The sequence below is a fragment of the Dethiobacter alkaliphilus AHT 1 genome (assembly GCF_000174415.1).
GTDB lineage: Bacteria > Bacillota > Dethiobacteria > Dethiobacterales > Dethiobacteraceae > Dethiobacter > Dethiobacter alkaliphilus.
The window spans coordinates 63,474-83,081 of sequence record NZ_ACJM01000001.1; the positions used below are offsets into that span (position 1 = coordinate 63,474).

Annotated in this window: 20 protein-coding genes and 1 riboswitch; of the genes, 16 read left to right on the plus strand and 4 right to left on the minus strand. The window is 46.7% G+C overall.

Features of this window, described 5'->3' with window-relative positions; all coding sequences use genetic code 11:
- The first annotated feature begins 1 nt into the window (after nucleotide 1).
- The 5 genes from DEALDRAFT_RS00325 to DEALDRAFT_RS00345 all read left to right on the plus strand — a co-directional run bounded on the left by DEALDRAFT_RS00325 (nucleotide 2) and on the right by DEALDRAFT_RS00345 (nucleotide 4,631).
- Entirely contained in the window at nucleotides 2–748 is a 747-nt protein-coding gene (locus DEALDRAFT_RS00325) for an energy-coupling factor transporter transmembrane component T family protein (RefSeq protein ID WP_008513768.1), read from the plus strand.
- Entirely contained in the window at nucleotides 736–1,563 is an 828-nt protein-coding gene (locus DEALDRAFT_RS00330; protein ID WP_395857716.1) for an energy-coupling factor ABC transporter ATP-binding protein, read from the plus strand. The genes DEALDRAFT_RS00325 and DEALDRAFT_RS00330 overlap by 13 nt, the downstream gene beginning before the upstream one ends.
- A 12-nt stretch (nucleotides 1,564–1,575) precedes the next feature.
- Nucleotides 1,576–1,995: a hypothetical protein gene (locus DEALDRAFT_RS00335; RefSeq protein ID WP_008513771.1), complete on the plus strand. Its 420-nt coding sequence runs from the start codon at nucleotides 1,576–1,578 to the stop codon at nucleotides 1,993–1,995.
- Nucleotides 1,996–2,151: 156 nt separating this feature from the next.
- The gene (locus DEALDRAFT_RS00340; protein WP_040378270.1) at nucleotides 2,152–2,982 is read left to right on the plus strand and encodes an undecaprenyl-diphosphate phosphatase; all 831 of its coding nucleotides are present in this window, start codon (nucleotides 2,152–2,154) and stop codon (nucleotides 2,980–2,982) included.
- A gap of 110 nt (nucleotides 2,983–3,092) precedes the next feature.
- Complete coding sequence (locus DEALDRAFT_RS00345) at nucleotides 3,093–4,631, plus strand: FAD-dependent oxidoreductase (RefSeq protein ID WP_008513774.1); 1,539 nt, start codon at nucleotides 3,093–3,095, stop codon at nucleotides 4,629–4,631.
- Between the two features lie 48 nt (nucleotides 4,632–4,679).
- Here DEALDRAFT_RS00345 and DEALDRAFT_RS00350 read toward each other — a convergent pair whose 3' ends face one another.
- The 3 genes from DEALDRAFT_RS00350 to DEALDRAFT_RS00360 form a co-directional block, all read right to left on the minus strand.
- Nucleotides 4,680–5,186: a magnesium transporter gene (locus tag DEALDRAFT_RS00350; protein ID WP_243441116.1), complete on the minus strand. Its 507-nt coding sequence runs from the start codon at nucleotides 5,184–5,186 to the stop codon at nucleotides 4,680–4,682.
- Between the two features lie 84 nt (nucleotides 5,187–5,270).
- Nucleotides 5,271–5,534, minus strand: coding sequence for a type II toxin-antitoxin system RelE/ParE family toxin (locus DEALDRAFT_RS00355; RefSeq protein ID WP_008513780.1), 264 nt, complete (start codon nucleotides 5,532–5,534; stop codon nucleotides 5,271–5,273).
- Entirely contained in the window at nucleotides 5,524–5,784 is a 261-nt protein-coding gene (locus DEALDRAFT_RS00360) for a type II toxin-antitoxin system prevent-host-death family antitoxin (protein WP_008513781.1), read from the minus strand. The genes DEALDRAFT_RS00355 and DEALDRAFT_RS00360 overlap by 11 nt, the downstream gene beginning before the upstream one ends.
- A 331-nt stretch (nucleotides 5,785–6,115) precedes the next feature.
- Here DEALDRAFT_RS00360 and DEALDRAFT_RS00365 point away from each other — a divergent pair, with 331 nt between their 5' ends.
- From DEALDRAFT_RS00365 to DEALDRAFT_RS00415, 10 genes are all read left to right on the plus strand, one after another.
- Nucleotides 6,116–6,721: an energy-coupling factor ABC transporter permease gene (locus tag DEALDRAFT_RS00365; protein WP_008513782.1), complete on the plus strand. Its 606-nt coding sequence runs from the start codon at nucleotides 6,116–6,118 to the stop codon at nucleotides 6,719–6,721.
- Nucleotides 6,714–7,127, plus strand: a complete 414-nt coding sequence (locus tag DEALDRAFT_RS00370) for a hypothetical protein (protein WP_008513783.1) — start codon at nucleotides 6,714–6,716, stop codon at nucleotides 7,125–7,127. The genes DEALDRAFT_RS00365 and DEALDRAFT_RS00370 overlap by 8 nt, the downstream gene beginning before the upstream one ends.
- A 187-nt stretch (nucleotides 7,128–7,314) precedes the next feature.
- On the plus strand, nucleotides 7,315–7,530 hold the full coding sequence (locus DEALDRAFT_RS00375; protein WP_008513784.1) for a FeoA family protein: 216 nt from the start codon (nucleotides 7,315–7,317) through the stop codon (nucleotides 7,528–7,530).
- Between the two features lie 2 nt (nucleotides 7,531–7,532).
- Nucleotides 7,533–9,284, plus strand: a complete 1,752-nt coding sequence (locus DEALDRAFT_RS00380; protein WP_008513785.1) for a ferrous iron transporter B — start codon at nucleotides 7,533–7,535, stop codon at nucleotides 9,282–9,284.
- A gap of 24 nt (nucleotides 9,285–9,308) precedes the next feature.
- Nucleotides 9,309–9,863 (plus strand): SAM-dependent methyltransferase, encoded by a 555-nt coding sequence (locus DEALDRAFT_RS00385; protein ID WP_008513786.1) that lies wholly within the window; start codon nucleotides 9,309–9,311, stop codon nucleotides 9,861–9,863.
- Nucleotides 9,864–9,868: 5 nt separating this feature from the next.
- Nucleotides 9,869–10,840: a lysylphosphatidylglycerol synthase transmembrane domain-containing protein gene (locus tag DEALDRAFT_RS00390; protein WP_243441123.1), complete on the plus strand. Its 972-nt coding sequence runs from the start codon at nucleotides 9,869–9,871 to the stop codon at nucleotides 10,838–10,840.
- Nucleotides 10,841–10,902: 62 nt separating this feature from the next.
- Nucleotides 10,903–11,415, plus strand: a complete 513-nt coding sequence (pssA, locus tag DEALDRAFT_RS00395; protein ID WP_008513788.1) for a CDP-diacylglycerol--serine O-phosphatidyltransferase — start codon at nucleotides 10,903–10,905, stop codon at nucleotides 11,413–11,415.
- 218 nt (nucleotides 11,416–11,633) lie between these two features.
- Complete coding sequence (locus DEALDRAFT_RS00400; RefSeq protein ID WP_008513789.1) at nucleotides 11,634–12,497, plus strand: DUF4198 domain-containing protein; 864 nt, start codon at nucleotides 11,634–11,636, stop codon at nucleotides 12,495–12,497.
- A 261-nt stretch (nucleotides 12,498–12,758) separates the two neighbouring features.
- A riboswitch (cobalamin riboswitch) is annotated at nucleotides 12,759–12,941 on the plus strand.
- A 137-nt stretch (nucleotides 12,942–13,078) separates the two neighbouring features.
- Nucleotides 13,079–13,936 (plus strand): DUF4198 domain-containing protein, encoded by an 858-nt coding sequence (locus tag DEALDRAFT_RS00410; protein WP_008513790.1) that lies wholly within the window; start codon nucleotides 13,079–13,081, stop codon nucleotides 13,934–13,936.
- 567 nt (nucleotides 13,937–14,503) lie between these two features.
- Nucleotides 14,504–15,628, plus strand: coding sequence for an RNA-guided endonuclease TnpB family protein (locus tag DEALDRAFT_RS00415; RefSeq protein WP_008513791.1), 1,125 nt, complete (start codon nucleotides 14,504–14,506; stop codon nucleotides 15,626–15,628).
- A gap of 51 nt (nucleotides 15,629–15,679) precedes the next feature.
- Here DEALDRAFT_RS00415 and DEALDRAFT_RS00420 read toward each other — a convergent pair whose 3' ends face one another.
- A complete protein-coding gene (locus DEALDRAFT_RS00420; protein WP_008513792.1) occupies nucleotides 15,680–15,859 on the minus strand; it encodes an RNA polymerase sigma factor in 180 nt (59 codons plus the stop codon).
- A 193-nt stretch (nucleotides 15,860–16,052) separates the two neighbouring features.
- Between DEALDRAFT_RS00420 and nifJ the strand changes: the two genes are divergently transcribed.
- On the plus strand, nucleotides 16,053–19,577 hold the full coding sequence (nifJ, locus tag DEALDRAFT_RS00425; protein ID WP_008513793.1) for a pyruvate:ferredoxin (flavodoxin) oxidoreductase: 3,525 nt from the start codon (nucleotides 16,053–16,055) through the stop codon (nucleotides 19,575–19,577).
- Nucleotides 19,578–19,608: the final 31 nt, after the last annotated feature.

Genomic DNA, 19,608 nt, shown 5'->3' on the forward strand with positions numbered 1-19,608 from the left:
TATGGGAACCAACCATGGAAAATGTGCTGACTTCTCACAGGGAAGCTCATGGGCGCATCACTGGGAACCGCGGACAAAGACGTTGGCAGCCATACTTTTTGTCTTCAGTGTGGTAAGTGTGCAATCATTGCCTTTACTTATTTTGCTCTACACCCTGGTGCTTTTGGCCACCATTAGTGCAGGCCTGCCGCTGCGTACCTTATTGTGCCGCATGATGTGGGCTGTGCCGTTCTTGCTGTTAATGGCTGCACCGGTGGCTTTGGGAGGAGGCCTTCCCCCTGATCCGGAGCGGGTAACCTTTGCCGGTCTTATTGTCTTTAAAACGCTCACTTCCATTGCCGTAATGTCGGTGCTTCTGGGAACCCAGTCGGTACAAAGCTATTTTAACGGCCTGGCCCATATGCGCCTGCCGGCGGTGATGGTGTCGGTTCTCTTTTTAGCCTACCGTTATGTGTTTCTTTTTAAAAAGCAGGTAGCCAATACACAACGGGCTCTGGCATCAAGAATTTTTCAACCTAAACTAAGTAAACGTTCCTTGGCCGTATATGGTGAAATGGCCGGGGGCCTGCTCTTAAAAGCGGTGGATCGTTCCGAATCTGTCTATCGGGCCATGGCTGCCCGTGGTTTTGCCGGTAAGTTACATACCGGAGACCCTCAGCCTATTACCAAGAGGGATATTATTAAATGTGGATTTGTGCTAATGCTGTCATTGTCAGTAATCATAGTGGAATGGAGGTGGTTGGGTTGAAAGCGGTAGAAATCAGAAATCTCAACTATTCATATTCCGATGGAACAAAAGCCCTCAATAACCTTTCCCTGTCCATTCCCAGATACAGGCGTGTAGCTCTGCTTGGTGCCAACGGCAGCGGTAAAACAACTCTTTTGCAGCATTTAAACGGTTTGCTTCTGCCTCAGGACGGAAGTGTTACCGTGATGGGCTATTATCCGGTGGATAAAAAGCATGTGCTGAAAATCCGGCAGTTAGCCGGAATGCTCTTTGATACTCCGGAAGATCAGCTTTTTTCCACAACTGTGGCTGAAGATGTGGCCTTTGGACCCCGTAACCTGGAATTGGATGAACAGACGGTAAACTCAAGAGTCAGGCGTGCCATGGAACTGGCCGGAATTACCGATTTGGCCGATAAGCCTCCCTATAACTTAAGTTTGGGCCAGAAGAAACGGGTAGCCATTGCCGGAGTACTGGCCATGGAACCGGAACTGCTGATCTTTGATGAACCGTTCTCAGGGCTGGACCCCCGTTTTGCCGCCCAGCTTATGGACCTGTTGGAGAAACTGTTTCACCAGAAATGTACAATTATTATCACCACCCACGACGTAGATATGGCCTATGCCTGGGCGGACCACGTGATTATCCTGTCCAAAGGGCAGGTGTTGGCGGAAGGTACTGCGGAATTACTGCAGGACAAAGATTTAATGACTGAGGCCAGCCTTAATGTTCCCATGCTAGCCACAGCTTTTAGCGGCACCGACATGGCTCCACGCACACCGGCGGAAGCAAATCAGCTGCTGCGGTTTGCACAGAGAAAGACTAAAGTACTCTAATGGAGGCATATAATGCTTAGAAAAAGGACCGTCACTTTAATAACAATACTTATAGTTTTGCTGTTAACCACAACTTCGGCCTATGCGCACCGCATGTTAATCAGGCCGGTGGAATCCGGCCTGATTCAGGTGGTTTTTGACGACGACACAGTGGCGCAAACTGCAGATGTTATCCTCTATGATGAAGACCGGCAGGTACTGGAACAGGGAAATGTAACCTCCGAAGGATATTTTGAGTACGATACCAGCTTACCCGTGGCCCGGATTGAAGCCAATGATGGTGTGGGCCATAGCGCCAGCTGGTTATATGGGGCAGAGCTAAATGAACCGGAGCCCATGTTGCCCCGGGTTCTGCTTGCCGTATCCGCATTCATTTTTATTGCTGCCTTTTTCCACTACCGCAGTTCACAAAAAGGCAATAAACAAGCTTGAAACTTGTTTATTTAATTTGTTAGACCTGTAAACCCATAAATTTCGGCTTTTGCCAACCCTTCCTAAACCCGGAAGGGATTTTTTTTTGCTTGCTTGCTCCCGCACAACATGTTATTCTGATGAGGTATGTACAATTTGGTTTTTGGGGGTGATTTTTTGCACTTATTTGAAGCAGTTATTTTCGGTATTGTCCAGGGAATTACAGAGTTTTTGCCTATTTCCAGCACGGCCCATATTATTATTGCAGAGCTACTCTTAGGCTATAATTTCCCGGGCCTGGCTTTTGAAATCTATTTGCATATTGCCTCGGTGTTTGCCGTAATGCTTTATTTCCGTAAGGAATTAGTCGCTGTGGTAATCGGGTTCTTCTCATATTTCCGGGAAAAGAACACGGAAAACAGCATTCAGTTTATGTTTGGACTTTATATCATTATTGCTACAGTAATTACCGGTGGATTAGGTGTCCTGCTTAAGGGCGCTGTAGAGGAGGCCATGAAGACTCCCGCATTTATTGCCGGGGCCCTGGCTGTAACCGGCACCGCTTTGATAATTATCGAACGATTCACCAAGTATGGTGACCGCAGAGAGGAACATATGACTTTCATGGACTCGGTTATCGTGGGCCTTGGCCAGACAGTGGCGGTGCTGCCCGGTATCTCCCGCTCCGGGTCTACCTTGGTAACCGCTTTATGGGCAGGCCTGGACCGTGATACGGCAGTACGCTATTCATTTCTGTTATCAATACCTGTGATTTTAGGCTCCACGGTTTTGGCACTGGGTGAGCTCTCCTCTGATATGTGGGCCGCCATCGGTGTTGAGGCCTTGTTTGTTTCTTTTGTGGTTACCTTTGTTTTTTCCTGGATCGGCATTGTCTGGCTGATTGACTTCTTAAAGAAAGGCCGCCTGCTTTATTTTGCCATCTATTGCTATATAGTTGCCATTCTGGTCTTCCTTTTCGTGCAGGAATTGCCGCCCGGCCTATACTAGATTACATGCAAAAGCCATGCTCAGTTTTTGAGCATGGCTTTTTAAATACTCAATATTAATCTGCGTTGTGAGCAATAATAGAGATGATTTCATAATTCAGGAGGCGGCATATGAATAAGTCTGAAACAACACAATCTTATCAACAACCCCAGTCTTTTTGGTTGGCTTCAACGCGGCAAACAGATTACCCCAAACTAAATGAGGATATAAGAGTGGATGTGGCCATCATTGGCGGTGGTATCACCGGCATAACGTGTGCCTGGCTGTTAAAGAGTGAAGGGATGACGGTGGCTGTAATTGAAGCCGACCGTATTGTTCAGGGAGTTACCGCCAATACAACGGCTAAAATCACTTCGCAGCACCAACTGATCTACAGTAAAATTAAGCAAACAATGAGCGTTGAACTGGCTAAGCAGTACGCAGAGGCCAATGAAACGGCGATTCGTTTAATTAGCGATATCGTTACTGAACACAATATTGATTGTGACTTCATACCTCAGTCTGCGTATATCTTTACGCAGCGGGAGGGGTATTTGCAAAAGCTTGTGGACGAAGCTGAACTAGCAAAAGAATTAGGGATCAAAGCATCTTTCACAGAAGATGTGGATTTGCCGTTTAAGGTTAAAGGAGCGCTGTGCTATGAAGACCAGGCACAGTTTCATCCCCGCAAATATCTATTGGCCCTGGCAGAGAAGATTCCCGGTGATGGCAGCCATATTTTTGAGCAAAGCAGGGTCATCGACATAGATGATGAAAAGCAATATGCTGTCAAAACAGATCAGGGCCACAAAGTATTGGCAGAAAAAATTGTTATGGCCACCCATTACCCCATTTATAATAAAGCAGGACTGTACTCCGCCCGAATCTATCCCGACCGCTCGTATGTGGTGGCCATTAAAGCAAAAGAACCCTACCCTGGCGGTATGTACATTACCGCAGAAGAGCCGGGCCGCTCCCTGCGTTATCAGCCGTCAGAGGACGGCGAGTTAATCTTTGTTGGCGGTGAGCACCATAAAACGGGACAGGGACCGGATACCAGAGAGCATTACCAGGCCCTGGTGGATTTTGCCCGGCAAAACTATACCGTGGAAGACATCCCCTACCGCTGGTCCACTCATGATTGCATGACACTGGATGGTGTTCCTTATGTGGGGCATTTCAGCGAAAATACACCCAATTTCTATCTGGCCACCGGCTTTGGAAAATGGGGGATGACCAACAGTATGGTTTCGGCCCGGATTATTAAAGATTTAATGCTGCATGGCCAAAGCCCCTGGCAGGAAGTTTATAACCCATCCCGCAAAACAATCACAGCCTCGGCCAAAACTTTCGTAGTGGAAAATTTGAATGTGGCGTCACAGCTAATCAGCGGAAAGCTGACCTATGTCCCGGAGGAGGTTGATGTGGAGCGGGGCGAGGCAAAGATAGTAGACATTGACGGGCAAAAAGCAGGAGTATTCAAAGACGAGGACGGAAAACTGCATGTTGTTGATACCACCTGCACCCATTTAGGCTGCGAGTTAAACTGGAACTCTGCAGAAAGATCCTGGGACTGCCCATGTCATGGTTCCCGTTTTACCTATGACGGAGAAATAATCCAGGGGCCGGCTATTACCCCATTAAAAAAGGGTGAAGAACTCAATCATTAAAAAAGCATGTATCTCTCCTCCACACTCTTCAAACATGGGAATGATGCCTTAGATTAACCCGACGAACTGGTTAATGAGGAAGAAGTAAATCAGCAAACCGGTGATATCCTTAATAGTGGTAATAATAGGGTCGGAACCGGCAACCTGATCCATACCTAAGCGGACCAGAATCCAGGGGATAAAGAAGCCCAAGCCCGACGCGAGGGTGCAGGTTGCCGCCAGCGCCAGTCCCACCGCAATGCCCAATTCAGGACTACCCTGCCACACGGTAGCTGCAATGGCAGCCAGGATTCCCAGCATAACACCGATACTTAAGCCAACGCCCACTTCCTTGGCCAGATGCTTGGAGAAAGCTTTCATATTAATATGCCCCAGCACATAAGCCCGGGTAAAGATACTGGAGGACTGGGTGCCCAGGTTTCCCCCCATATCCATAATCAGCGGAATAAAAAACGCCACCGCCGCCATGGTTTCCAGAGTTTCTTCAAAAGTACCGATGACCGCACCGGCCATCAGGCCTCCCTGATGGAAAGGGGTCTTACCTTTCTGTATCACTGCCATAAAACCCTTTGCATAGCGATAGTAAATCACTTTAGATTAGATCAGCATAGTTTCTGCCACCATAAATTATCCTCACAATTAAACGGTCTTTGCTTCATCATCAACACGGTATAGTATTAGATAATTCTTGACAACAATTTTTCGATATCCCTTACTACTAAGTCTGGCATCATGGCATAAGCTATACATGCTTGGGTTTTCAACAACAGCATGGTAGCTTTTTTCTACATCGTTAAGTAAAGTTACTGCTGCTGTCGGGTTAGCAAGTTCGTTAGCAATGTAATGAACAATAGCATCAATGTCCTCGTGGGCTTCTTTTGAAACAATAAGATTATAGGTCATACTTTTCTCTTATTTTTCTAATAGATTCAAAGCCATCCACTACTTCACCTTTAGCAATGGATTGTTCAGCGCCATCTAGTTTTCTGTAAATATCGTTCATTAACATAGTTTTTTCGTAGGTTTCCATGCTCATTATAACCATATCACCATAGCCGTTTTTTGTTATAAAAACAGGCTCCTTGGCTTCACGACACAATTCCGAAAGCTCACTTGTTTTTTTTAGGTCCCTAATTGGAATAATGCGCGGCATAATTTTCATCTCCTTTATTCCTGTGAGCTAATTATACCATAATTATGACCTGCTTCGCTACTTTTCCCCTTCCATCGAAGAGGATACTTCACACAGCATCAGCTAAACAATGGTGCATCTATTTCGGCAAGGGTGGATATATTCAAAACGCGGCACAGTAGATCTTAAACTGGCTTTAACCGTACGCAAGTAAAACATCTCTGCATTTCAACATAAACTGAGAATTTCTATAGTACTCTTACACATACATAAAAAATATGTTATACTCTTCTTGAGTATTTTTTTACAGTATGTGTGTTACTAATTAAGAATATTTGTTACGGAGGGTGTTATGGCACATATTCAGGAAGGCGTTATCAGCGGGTCTCTTGCTGCGTATGGCCTGGTTCTTTCAGGAGCGTTATCTGTGGTTACAGGGACCAGGTTCAAGATGAATAATGTTCCTAAAGTGGCAATGGTGACGGCCGCAGTGTTTTGCGCTTCGTTACTTCACTTTCCACTGATGGGAACATCGGTGCACTTCACTTTTGTAGGGTTGGCCGGTATACTGTTAGGTCCGGCAGCCTTTCTGTCCGTGGCAGTAGCTGTATTTTTTCAAATGCTTCTGTTTCAGCATGGGGGCGTCAGTACACTTGGAGTAAACGCCTTTAATATTGGTATGGCTGCGCTAGCCGGGTATTATATTTTTCGCTTGCGCTATCTTTTCCCAAAATGGCGGCATAGTGTAACCACGTTTGCCTTTTTGGCAGGTTTTGTTGCTGCAATCATTATGGTTTTTCTGTTGTCTGCTACGCTATTGTTGACAGGGTTTCCATTTGCCAGTGTTGTGGTTATCTTTTTATCCCATACTCCTGTAATGTTGGGTGAAGGGCTTGTTGCAGGCTTTCTGGCAGTCGCTTTGCAAAAAAATAAGGGAGCGTCCCTGTTACATGATTAAATTGAAACAAGTTACAACGGTATTGTTAATTGCTTTACTGATGTTGGCCGTGTTGCCCTCTCAAGTACATGCGCACCGTATGCTAATAGAGCAGGACGGCGAAATGCTCCTGGTACGCTATGACGATAACACCATCGCCAGTCGCGCCACACTTCGCTTATATCAGGATAATGAAATGGTCTGGGAAGGTAACGTTGACGAAGACGGACGTGTGCGTCCACCGGTACCGTTTTCCAGAGCAGTGGCCGATGACGGCCTGGGCCACCGGGCCACCTATATCCCCGGTGAAGTACAAAGAGATTTACCCCGTCCTTTGGCGGCAGCTGTAGGTGTATCATTTTTTATGTTTGTAGCTTCCCTGGGACATTTTATCAATGTTAAAAAAAATAAAATGAAAAAAGGGTAAAGCAGATGGCTGTACCCCAAAGCTATGCTCACTGTCAGCATAGCTTTTTTGCTATTTAGCAGGGACATTTGCTCAAAAATTGTGTGACAATATTGTGACAAAAATATGTTGACATGTGAAAGGCTTCCGTTTTATAATTGTAGATGAGAATGGATTTCATTCTCATAAAATTAAAGAGGTGACATTTATGCCATTAAACAAAGTTAAGAAGGCAACCAGTTGTGTCATTGAGCAGTTACCTGATATCAAATTACTTAACGCCCTTGGCCTGCGGGAAGGCGTAACAGTTCGTGTAGTTACCAGTCAGCCCTTTGGCGGCCCTATTGTAGTTCAATTGGGCAAAAGCAGTATCGCCGTTGCCCGGGGTGTGGCAGAACAGATTGAAGTAAAAGAGGTGCTCTAAACTTGCAATGTCACGGAAACGAAGAGAAGCTACATAACTTATGCCATCAAATGAGAATCCTTCTCATGGGTAATCCCAACGTAGGAAAAAGTGTAATCTTTTCCAAGCTAACCGGCAGAGAGGTCCTGGCCGCAAATTATGCCGGGACCACTGTTACGTATACTCAGGGAAAAGTGAACTTTAAGGGACAGGAAGCTGTTCTAATTGATGTGCCGGGAACGTACTCACTGGAGGCCACCTCTTGCGCAGAAGAAGTGGCAGTTGACTTTTTGCAGCAGGGCGCCCATGTGGTAATTTGTGTTTTGGACGCCACAAACCTGGAACGCAACCTAAATCTGGCCCTGCAGCTGCAGGAGTTTGGTCTACCCATTGTCTTTGCCCTTAATTTGTTGGACGTTGCCGAGCGCAAAGGAATTACCATTGATGTGGCCGCCCTGGAAAAAGAACTGGATGCTCCGGTAATCCCCACGGTGGCTATCCGCAATGTAGGCCTAAGAGAGCTCCTGGAGCAGGCCTATGGCCTGGCTGAAGCCTGCTGTGCCGGAGAGAAGAAAGTGGCCATGACTCAGGGAGAACGGTGGCAGGAAGTAGGGCGTATAGCAGAAAACGTCCAGCGCGTTGAGCACCGCCACCCCACGTTCTGGGAAAAGCTTGGCGATCAGATGATCATGCCTTTTCCCGGCCTGCCCATAGCTGTACTGGTTATGGCAGCCGCCCTGGGCGTGGTGGTCGGTGGTGGGAAGGCGCTGCGCAGCCTATTATTGCTGCCCTTGATAAATGACCTGTATATGCCCTTTATTTACCGGGTTATTTCCGGATTCGTGCCTGAGGGCATGTTGCGTAACGTTTTGGTTGGCGAGTACGGAGTATTAATTAAAGGGATAGAATGGCCTTTTGCTCTTATCCTTCCTTATGTATTCCTGTTTTATATTGTCCTTTCATTTCTGGAAGACAGCGGCTATCTGCCGCGTCTGGCTGTTTTGGTAGACGGCGTGTTAGCGCGCATAGGTATTCAGGGGGGTAATATCATTCCAATTTTTATGGGCTACGGCTGTGCCGTTCCCGCCATCCTGGGTACCCGGGCAGCCACCACCTTTAAAGAACGCTTAATTGTAACTTCACTTGTTTCCCTTGCTATCCCGTGCGTATCACAAACCGCAGCTTTTATCGCCCTTTTAGGCGCCCAATCTGCCCTGGTTCTGGTGCTGGTTTATTTGATCTCCATGGGTTCCATCATCTTTGGCGGCATGATATTAAACCGAATGATTCCCGGTAAAACTGATCCGATTCTCCTGGAGGTTCCCAACCTTCTAAAGCCGGACCGCAAAGCTCTGATTAATAAAATTACCATCCGTACCCGGCACTTTCTGATGGAAGCGGAAATCCCCATGCTGCTTGGAATTGGCGTTGCCGCTCTGGTGGCGGAGACCGGTTTCCTGGCTTATGTCAGCGTCTATGCTGAACCGCTGGTTGCCGGTTGGCTCGGCCTGCCCGGTGAGATTACGCTTTCACTGATCCTTGGCATTGTCCGCCGTGAACTGGCGGTTCTGCCCATGCTGGAAATGGACTTAACCACCTTGCAGCTACTTGTTGGCTCTGTTGTGGCCTTATTCTATCTCCCATGTATCTCGGTACTTGGCGTCTTGGTAAAAGAATTTGGCCTGAAACTGGCTGTTTCCATTAGCCTTGCTACCATTGTGGCGGCACTGTTTTTTGGCGGTCTAATAAATCAGGTGGTTAGTTTGTTTGTTTAATACCAATACAGGGGGAGTATTGTTATGCATCCCAGAGTAAAGGTTACCCGGACAATTGAAAAAGCAGGTGCCATGTTTCCCTGCCTTATCGGACTGTACGGCTTATACTATAACCGTTTGGTTGAGCAGGAAGTGGCGGCTGCCCAAATTTCCGCCGGTGACCGTGTTCTCTGTATAGGTGGTGGGCCGCTGCCCTATACGGCGCTGCGTATCCACACTCTTACCGGAGCACATGTAACCGTGATGGATAACGACCGAAGTGCGGTGGAGATGGCTTCCCGTTTGGTGGAAAAAATGGGCCTGGCAAATAAGTTGTCGGTCCGGTTCTCCGATGGCCAAGGCGTAAATGCAGCAGATTTTTCTGTCGTACATATAGCCTTACAGGTTTCTCCCAGAGAGCAGGTTCTGGAAAACATCCGGACAACGGCTCCCAAAGGAGTCCGGGTATTGATGCGCAGTCCCGCTGAAGCGGGAGCGGGGCAGCTTGCCAGGCGTTGGTTGGTTAACCGCGTTAAGCAGCGGCGGGTAGCAGTGGACACAACTTTTGTGCTCAGGTCAAAACCGGAGGTGGTACTGTGAAACGCATGTTGCTTCCTTTAGCTGGTATCTTGGCCGTTATCTGCCTGCTTTGGTTTGCTGATATCGACCAAATCGGTATGCACCTCAGTATGGTAAAAAGCAGTACTGTTATCTACGCCTGCCTTCTGCAACTGCTTACCATTTTCCTGATTAATCTCCAGTGGAAAAAAGCAGGAGAGGCTATCGGGCAAAATATTCCCTTACAAAAAATCCTTTACGTCAATATGGCCGGAGCTTTTGTGGAAAGCGTCACCCCTGCTGTAAAAACCGGTGGAGAGGTAACCAAAGCATATTTATTCCGCTCACAAATGGGACTAACCTCCGGGCAGGCGGTGGCAATGGTAAGCTTACAAAAAGCGGCCAGTATCTTTACTTTTGTCCTAATTAATATCATAGGTATGGTTTGGTATTTAAATCTTTACGGTGTACACGGCCATCAGGGAACAGTTCTGTTGATTAGCCTGGCTTTTCTGCTCTTGGTTCTGGCACTTGTCCTGGGCTTGGTTTTTGCCCCGCAGCGATTAATCGCCGTGTTATGTTGTTTGCCTTTAGTTAAAAAAGCAAGGCACAAGCTGACTGCATTTGCCGAGTCATTGCATCATTGTTTGCAGCAGGCTCTTGTACAACGCAGGAAGATGTTGGGCTTCATTTTTCTCTCCGTCCTTGTGTGGGCTTTTTTTGCCTGTAAGGCCTACCTCATTTCTCATGCCTTGCATCTGCAGGCGAGTTTTCTCCAAATTGCAGTTATTACTTACTTTGCCTATATGGTAGCCATGGTGCCGCTTCTACCGGGAGGGCTTGGCTCTTTTGAGGGCAGTATGTTGTTTCTGTTGGCTCCAATTGGTGTCCCGTTGGCTCAGGGACTGACCATGGCACTTGTTTTGCGGTTTGTGACATTTTGGTTTGTGTTTATCCTCAGCGCCGCCTACCTGGGGATCTATACCCTGTCGCAGCGTCTGGTGCCGCATTATCGTTAAGCCCCAAAGCGGACCATCATCTACACCATAGGCCGGCATTATGGTCATCAAGGGAGAGTTTAATGAATAAGAAAAAGATCCCCAATATCGTAACATTAGCAAACTTGGCTCTGGGAACACTGGCTTTAATTCATACCATACAATATCGTTGTAATTTAGCAGCTATTTTAATTCTGATTTGTGCCATCTTAGACGGTATGGACGGCAAACTGGCCCGCAGGCTAAATGCAGTCTCTGCTTTTGGCAAGGAGCTGGATTCCCTGGCCGATCTGGTTTCTTTTGGGGTGGCGCCCGCTTTGTTGGTCTATGTTGTGTCTTTAAGCCAACTAAGTCTCTTTGACATCCTCGTAACGCTGGCTTTTGTTTTATGCGGTGCAATTCGCCTGGCCCGGTTTAACGTCTCTCAACCCAGAAAATATTTTACCGGCGTACCGATTACCATTGCAGGATCCATACTTGCCGGCACAATTCTGATCCATCATTTTTTTGCCTTGCCTTTACTTGTCTTCCCCCTTATAATGATTAGTATGTCATATCTGATGGTCAGTAAGTTTAAAGTCCCTTGTTGGAAATAGGCAGTGAAATAACTATAAAAAATTCTATTTAGAGGCAGGAATATATGCTATAAAGTCGAAATGTAAATGTGTTACTATATATAAAAAGGTAACACATTTTTTATGTTTCTCGAGTGTTACGAATTTGTTTTTAGTAATATGACTGTGGGAGGGGTGCTTTGCAGACAGAGTAGAGCAGGGGTCAGTAATAATATATAAAACAAGGAGTGTAAAAAGATATGAAAAAAGCAGTACTTATTACAGTTGTTTGTCTGATGGTTTTAATGTTAGGATCCATGGCTTCTGCCCATGAACTGTGGATTGAAGTAGAACATATGCCGGTTGCCGATGAACTGCGTGTGGACGTTTCCTGGGGACATATCAGGGATTTTTATGATCCTGCCAATGTGGAAACTTTTTCTTTGTTTGTAAGATACCCTAACGGTCAAACTGAGGAACTGGAACTGGAAGCCGCAGGGGTACAGGGCAGGGCGTTTGTAGTTCCCCAGGAAGAAGGGGAGTACGTGTTTTGGGCAGTGCGTGCACCGGGCACTTATACCCCCGGTGATGGTATTACCCGTTTAAGCGTCCAACTGGCTAAAACCGTATTTGTTGTGGGAGATGGCCCCGCCACTTCCACCGAACCTACTGATTTGTTTTTTGAAATCATTCCCGATGCAGACATTAACTCAATTACAACCGGCACTTTCAGTGGCCAGGCATTGCTGGAAGGCGAGCCGGTGGCAGACGCCACAGTTTCCGCATATGGCCCAGACGAAGCTATCGTAGAAAGTGAAACTGCAGCTGACGGTACATTCAGCGTTGACCTTTCCACACCCGGTACATGGCTTGTAAAAGTCAGTTTTGAAACCGATGAGGGCAGTACAGTGGAAGGTACTGATTACGAAAAAACCGGTAGAACAACCACACTTGTGGTTGAAATCCCCGGTGAAGAAGCAGTGGCCGCCACAGCTCCCGCTGCTCAAGAGGCACCTGCAGCAAACGACGGCTCCACCACCAACATGATTCTGGCCTTTATTGTCGGTGTTTTGTTGGGCGGAGCAGTATCACTGTTCTTTGCCAGCAAAAAATCAAACGCATAATTTAAGCAAAGCTAGCCGCAAGGCCAGCTTTTTCTTTTTCGTGGACAGAGGGACAGGTTCAACTGTCCACGTTTCCTTGGTAGTTCTGATACAAACACCCTACTTCTAAATTTATGTTGACTAAAGTGTGGACACACAAACCTGTCCCCTCGTCCATGTCACAAAAGCAAAATTTGTGTTAAAACCCTGCTTCAGCAGGATATTTCCTGTCAAAGGGAGAATTAAGATTGTGCAACAGCGCTGTAAGTGGAAGTTAATTAAAAATGGATAATGAAAATGAGTGGCCTGATCTTTTTCAGGTAAAAAGGGAAACCGGTGAGAATCCGGTGCGGTGCCGCCACTGTAAAGGGAAGTCTTTTCCATAATGCCACTGGCTCTAAGCCGGGAAGGCGGAAAAAGACGATGAACCTAAGCCAGGAGACCTGCTTATTTTCTTTAGCCGCAAAACCTACGAGCATAGGGAGGTGACTGCTTCGGGGCGTGTATTTTGCTCTATAAGTTAGCCTTAACCTGTTGGTTAGGGCTTTTATTATTGCAAAGGGTGAGTTGTTCAATATTAAATCAAGCAAGGAGTGTTTTTCATGAGCAGGTGGTTAAGATGTGGCTTGTTGGCAATATTGATGGTATTTCTTTTGAGCGGAAGTCTAGTTGCGCATGAAATTATTTTAAATGTTTCCCAGGACGGGGCTGTCGGTGAAGAAGCAACAATCGAGTTTACATTAGGTCATTTTCCCGATGATTATGATTATGAACATGATTTTTTTCAGCGGTTTGCTGACGGGCAGCTTTTTGTTATTGATCCAGACGGAGATGAAACAGAACTGCAGTTTAAACGGGAAACAGACCGATACACGGCCACATTTACGCCGCTGCAGGAAGGGCTACATTGGGTTGTGGCAAATATACCGCGTGGGGTGTTGGACCGTACGCCCGACGACGGACTTCAGCTTCGCTTCTATGATGCCAAAACGCCACTTTTTGTAGGAGAGCAATACCAAGGAGAACTTTCCCAAACCATGTTACCGGTGGAAATGGTCGGTGCACGGCTTCCGCTACTTCAGGTTAACGAGGAATTTGCCGCGCAATTGCATTACGACGGCGAACCCATAGCCGGACAAACCGTTTTATTGGTCAGCCCCACAGAGGTGGCAATGGAAGTGACAACGGATGAAGACGGCAGCTGGTCGTTTACCCCAATTGAAAGCGGTCGCTGGATGATTAAAACAACACTTATGGACACCACCCGCCAGGGAGAGTACCAGGGGGAAGAATATGACCGCACCCGTTACAATTCCGCGCTTTACCTGGATGTACTGGAGGCCGGTGCCATGCCTGTGAATACCGCTTCAGACACCATAAATGTCTATATTATTATTGCGCTGATTGTTGTTTTGGGTGGCGGTGCCTGGCTGCTTTTTTCAGCCCGGCGCAAAGCATAAATAAAGGTGTGACTTAATAAGAACTCAATAATCTGTGCTGATAAAACAAGGCTGACCCACATGGAGTCAGCCTGTTTTCATACTACTACCCTGAAAACCTAAAGCTCATCAAAAATGCAATATAAAGCTGGTAGGAAATAATAACGCTTCGCAGTTAGCGAAGCTGCTAAGGTAACCAGTATTGAAAAGCACGCGCTGAGGGAACTGAATAAGCGTGCCTTTCTTATAAGGTATTTTAAGCAGTTATTAAAGCTATGTATGTGCTAAATTATGTTCAAACCATTTTTTTCTGCATCCAGTAGAGTCCGTAGTTTAACCCGGGCCCGGTGGAGGCGGGATTTGACATTCTTAGGGCAAGAAGTCTCCCGCCTCTAAGCCACCTTGCTCACTTTAGTGAGAGCGAAGGCGGGATATGAATTGCTTGCTTTTACCTCTCAATAAATACTTGCCATCCGAACATTCGTTTGGTATAATTTAGGCGCAAACAAATGTTCGCAAGATACTAAGAAGTTGATGAGCACCTGTGAAAATAATTCAAAATTATATTGTAAGTCGAGGAGAAAAGCGATGATAAAAGCTTTCAAGTATCGCCTCTATCCTAATAAAGAGCAAGATATATTACTGCAAAAAACATTTGGTTGTGTACGTTTTATCTACAACCAGATGCTTGCAAACCGTATGGCCGTCTATGAGCAGTACAGAGATAATAAAGAAGCTCTAAAACAACAGAAATATGCCCTGCCTGCAGATTATAAAAAGAGATATCCCTGGCTGAAAGAAGTAGACAGTCTGGCACTGGCTAACGCTCAACTCAATCTAAATGCAGCCTATAGAAACTTTTATCGAGACCCCTCAATAGGATTTCCAAACTTCAAAAGCAAACACAAAAGCAAAAAATCATACACAACAAACAATCAAAAGGGAACAATTCGATTGATTGACAGTAAAACGATACGACTGCCAAAACTAAAAAATGTCCATATCAAACTCCACCGGCAGTTACCAAAAAATGCAGTAATAAAATCGGCAACTATTAGTCAAAAGGCAACAGGAAAGTATGAAATCTCTATCTTAGTTGAGTGGGAAGCGGCAATTAAGCCAGTTGCCCCTACAATAGAATCAACGATAGGTTTGGACTATTCTTCTGGGTCACTGTTTGTCGATAGCCAAGCAAGCAGTCCGGAATATCCAAAATTCTATCGTCTGGCAGAAGCCAGATTAAAAAAAGAACAGAGTAAATTATCAAGAAGAAAAAAGGGCAGCAAAAACAGAGAAAAGCAAAGACAAATTGTAGCCAAACTTCATGAAAAAGTAGTAAACCAGCGCAAAGACTTCCTGCATAACGTATCCAGAAAAATTGCAAACAATTATGACGCAGTTGTAATTGAAGATCTGAACTTACAATACATGGCTCAGGGATTAAACCTGGCAAAATCAACAAACGATAACGGGTTTGGCATGCTGAAACGATTTCTGCAATATAAGCTGGCAGAGCAGGGTAAACAACTGATAACCATAGATAAATGGTACCCCTCAAGTAAGCTTTGCCATTGTTGCGGAGAAAAAAATAACCAGCTATCTCTAAGTGAACGGACATGGACATGCCAACGATGTGGAACCACCTTAGATCGAGACGTAAACGCCGCCATCAATATAAAGCTTGAAGGATGCAGAATACTTGGTATTGCCTAGTGTGATAAGAACCGTTGGGCGAACGGGGATAGCTTGGTAATTATATCAGCACTAGCTGATACGTCCCAAGAAGCCCCCACCTCTTACAGGTGGTGGGAGTACGTCACAAGCGCGGTAAAAGGCCTCCTGGGTAAAATCCTCGGCCTGCTGTGTATTGCAGCAATATATAACCATGAGTTTTTTTACGTGGTTGTAGTTCTGCTCAAAAAGCATTCTTTCATAATTACTCATCTCCTCATGGTCCTCCTGTTAAAAATAATTTTCCTGTAGTATAGCATAAAAACTTCCAGCGAAATGTCGAAGCTTGCCGGTAGGTTTAATAGTTTTCTCATCAACAATGTCAGGTAAAGGAATTCTTCATACATTCTTCTCACACATCATTGTAATAATAAAGCTAGTAAACAAACAGTGAAGGAGAATTTAAATGGGAAAAACAAAGACCATGGATGGAAACCAGGCAGCAGCCTATGCTTCCTATGCACTGACGGAGGTAGCTGCCATTTATCCCATTACACCATCAACACCCATGGCAGAAGGCGTTGATGAGTGGTCCGCACACGGCATGAAAAATATTTTCGGCCAGCCGGTAAAGGTTATAGAAATGCAATCGGAAGCAGGAGCGGCCGGCGCCATGCGCGGTTCTCTGCAGTCCGGCGCCCTGACTTCAACTTATACAGCGTCCCAGGGCTTGCTTTTGATGATTCCCAGCCTGTATAAGATGGCCGGGGAGCTTCTGCCCGGGGTGCTTCATGTGTCTGCCCGCTCCATTGCCGCCCATGCCCTGTCCATCTTCGGGGATCATCAGGATGTGATGGCCTGTCGTCAGACAGGAGTGGCACTACTTGCCTCCTCCAATGTGCAGGAAGTGATGGATATGGCCTGTTTGGCCCATCTGTGTGCCATTAAAGCCAGAGTCCCCTTCCTGCATTTCTTTGATGGATTCAGAACGTCCCATGAAATCCAAAAAATTAATGTTATTGACCATGATGACCTAAGAACCCTGGTGGACCAAAAAGCCATTGATGAGTTCAGAAACCGGGCTCTAAACCCCGAGCATCCGGTGGTCAGAGGCACAACACAGAATCCCGATATCTATTTCCAGCAACGGGAAAGTGCCAATCCGTTCTATAATGCCATTCCTGAGATTGTGCTGGACTACATGGACAAAATCGCCCAAATCACCGGGCGCCGCTACAAACTGTTTGACTATTACGGCGCAGAAGATGCAGAGTACCTGATAGTTGCCATGGGTTCTGTGTGCGATACGATCTATGAGACCATAGACTATCTGCTGGATAAAGGTGAAAAGGTGGGTGCCGTTAAAGTCCATCTCTATCGGCCGTTTTCGGAAAAGCATTTCTTACAGGAAGTGCCCAAAAGCGTTAAAGCGGTGGCAGTGCTGGACAGGACAAAAGAGCCCGGTTCTGCGGGAGAACCGCTATATCTGGATGTAATTAAAGCATTTAAAGATTCCAATACGGCACCGGTTGTGGTGGGGGGCAGGTACGGCCTTTCCTCCAAAGATACCCGTCCGTCGCAGATAATCTCCGTCTTTGCCAACTTAAAAGAAAAAAACCCCAAAGACCGCTTTACCATGGGGATTATAGATGACGTTACCCATACATCCCTGCCGGAAACCGATATCGTCGATACCACCCCTGAGGGCACCGTCAGCTGCAAAATCTGGGGCCTGGGTTCAGACGGTACGGTGGGCGCAAATAAAACAGCCATCAAAATCATCGGTGATAATACGGATCTCTATGCACAAGCCTACTTCTCTTACGACAGCAAGAAGTCCGGCGGTACCACCGTATCTCATTTGCGTTTTGGTGAAAAACCGATTCGCTCTCCTTACCTGGTTTACGACGCCGACTATATTGCCTGCCATAATCCGGCCTTTATCTACCACTACGACCTGCTCAAAGGTTTAAAAAAAGGTGCCACTTTTGTCCTAAACTGTTCCTGGCAGCCCGACGAGTTGGAGGAAAGGCTGCCGGCAACGCTGAAACAGTATCTGGCTAAAAACAATATAGAGTTCTATATAATAAACGCCAAAGCCATTGCTGATAAGGTGGGCCTGGGTAACAGAATCAACATGGTTATGCAGGCAGCTTTCTTCAAACTGGCTAAAGTACTCCCCGTAGATGAGGCCATAAAACATCTGAAAAAATCAATTGAAGACATGTATGGACAAAAAGGGCAAAACATTGTAGATATGAATGTTGCCGCCGTGGACCGGGCCATTGAAGCCCTGCACAAAGTGGAAGTGCCAGGAGAATGGTCAACGGCTCAGGCAGAAAATGCTCCTGTCAAAGAAGAACCTCCCTTTGTTCAGAATATCCAGCGGCCCATGGCCCGGCATGAAGGAGACGAACTGCCGGTCAGCACATTTAAAGGGATGGAAGACGGGACATTCCCCTTAGGGACAACAGCGTATGAGAAGCGCGGGATAGCACCCATGCTGCCGGAATGGCAAATAGATAAGTGCATCCAGTGTGGCCAGTGCGCCTATATTTGCCCCCATGCCACCATCAGAGCGTACCTGCTGGACGATGAGGAGGTACAGCGGGCACCGGATACATTTAAGACAAAGAAAGCCTCCGGTAAAGGCCTGGAAGACCTTCAGTACCGTATTCAGGTTGCTCCCATGGATTGTACCGGCTGCGGTAACTGTGCTGATGTCTGCCCTGCTAAAGGCAAAGCACTGATTATGAAGCCGGCGGAGCAGGAAATGGAGATGGAGAATGAAAACTGGGAGTTTGCTACCACCATCCGTAGTAAAGATGAGCGGGTAAACCCACACACTGTCAAGGGAATCCAGTTTGTCCGGCCGCTGTTGGAATTTAACGGCGCCTGCCCGGGCTGTGGTGAAACCCCGTATATCCGGCTTTTAACCCAGCTCTTTGGCGACAGAATGATGATCTCCAATGCCACCGGCTGTTCATCTATCTGGGGAGCCAGCGCTCCGTCTGTAGCCTATACAACAAACGCTGAAGGAAAAGGCCCCACCTGGATCAACCCGCTCTTTGAAGATGCGGCGGAATTTGGCTACGGCATGTTTTTAGGCGTGCGGCAGATCAGAGAAAGGCTGGCGGAGTTGATGCGCCAGGCCATGAAGTCCTCCGTTGATGATAATCTGAAAAAAGCATTTCAGATGTGGCTTGACGGCATGAATGATGCTGAAGCCTCTAAGGAGGCCACCAAGCAGATTTTGTCCGCTATTGCCGGTAATGATTACTCCGGTAACGATACCGTTGCCGAAATCATGAAGAGACAGGACTACCTGATTAAACGGTCCGTCTGGGCCATCGGCGGCGACGGATGGTCCTACGATATTGATTTTGGCGGTGTGGATCACGTGCTGGCCAGTGGAGATGATATCAACATCTTTGTTATGGATACGGAACTGTACTCCAATACCGGCGGCCAGTGTTCCAAGTCCACACCCACCTCATCGGTGGCCAAACTGGCGGCAGCGGGTAAAAAGAACCGCAAAAAAGACCTGGGCTTAATGGCCATGACCTACGGCTATGTTTACGTAGCGCAAATCGCCATGGGAGCCGACATGAACCATACCATGAAAACCATTCTGGAAGCGGAGCGCTATAAAGGGCCTTCCCTGATTATTGCCTACTCACCTTGTGTGAGCCACGGTATTAAAACAGGAATGGGTACCAGCATTCTGCAGGAGAAGAAGGCTGTGGAAGCAGGGTATTGGCATCTCTTTAGATACAATCCCGACTTAAAACAGGAAGGCAAAAATCCCTTTATCCTGGATTCCAAAGAACCCAAGGGTGATTTTAAAGAGTACATTCACGGAGAAATCCGTTACGCACAGCTAAAGAATGTCTTTCCCGACATTGCCCCGGAAATGTTCGAACTTGCCGCCCATCACGCCAGGGAACGATATGAAAAGTATAAACACCTGGCAGAAAACACTGTACTTTAGCAAAAAAGCAGGAAGGCAAACGCCTTCCTGC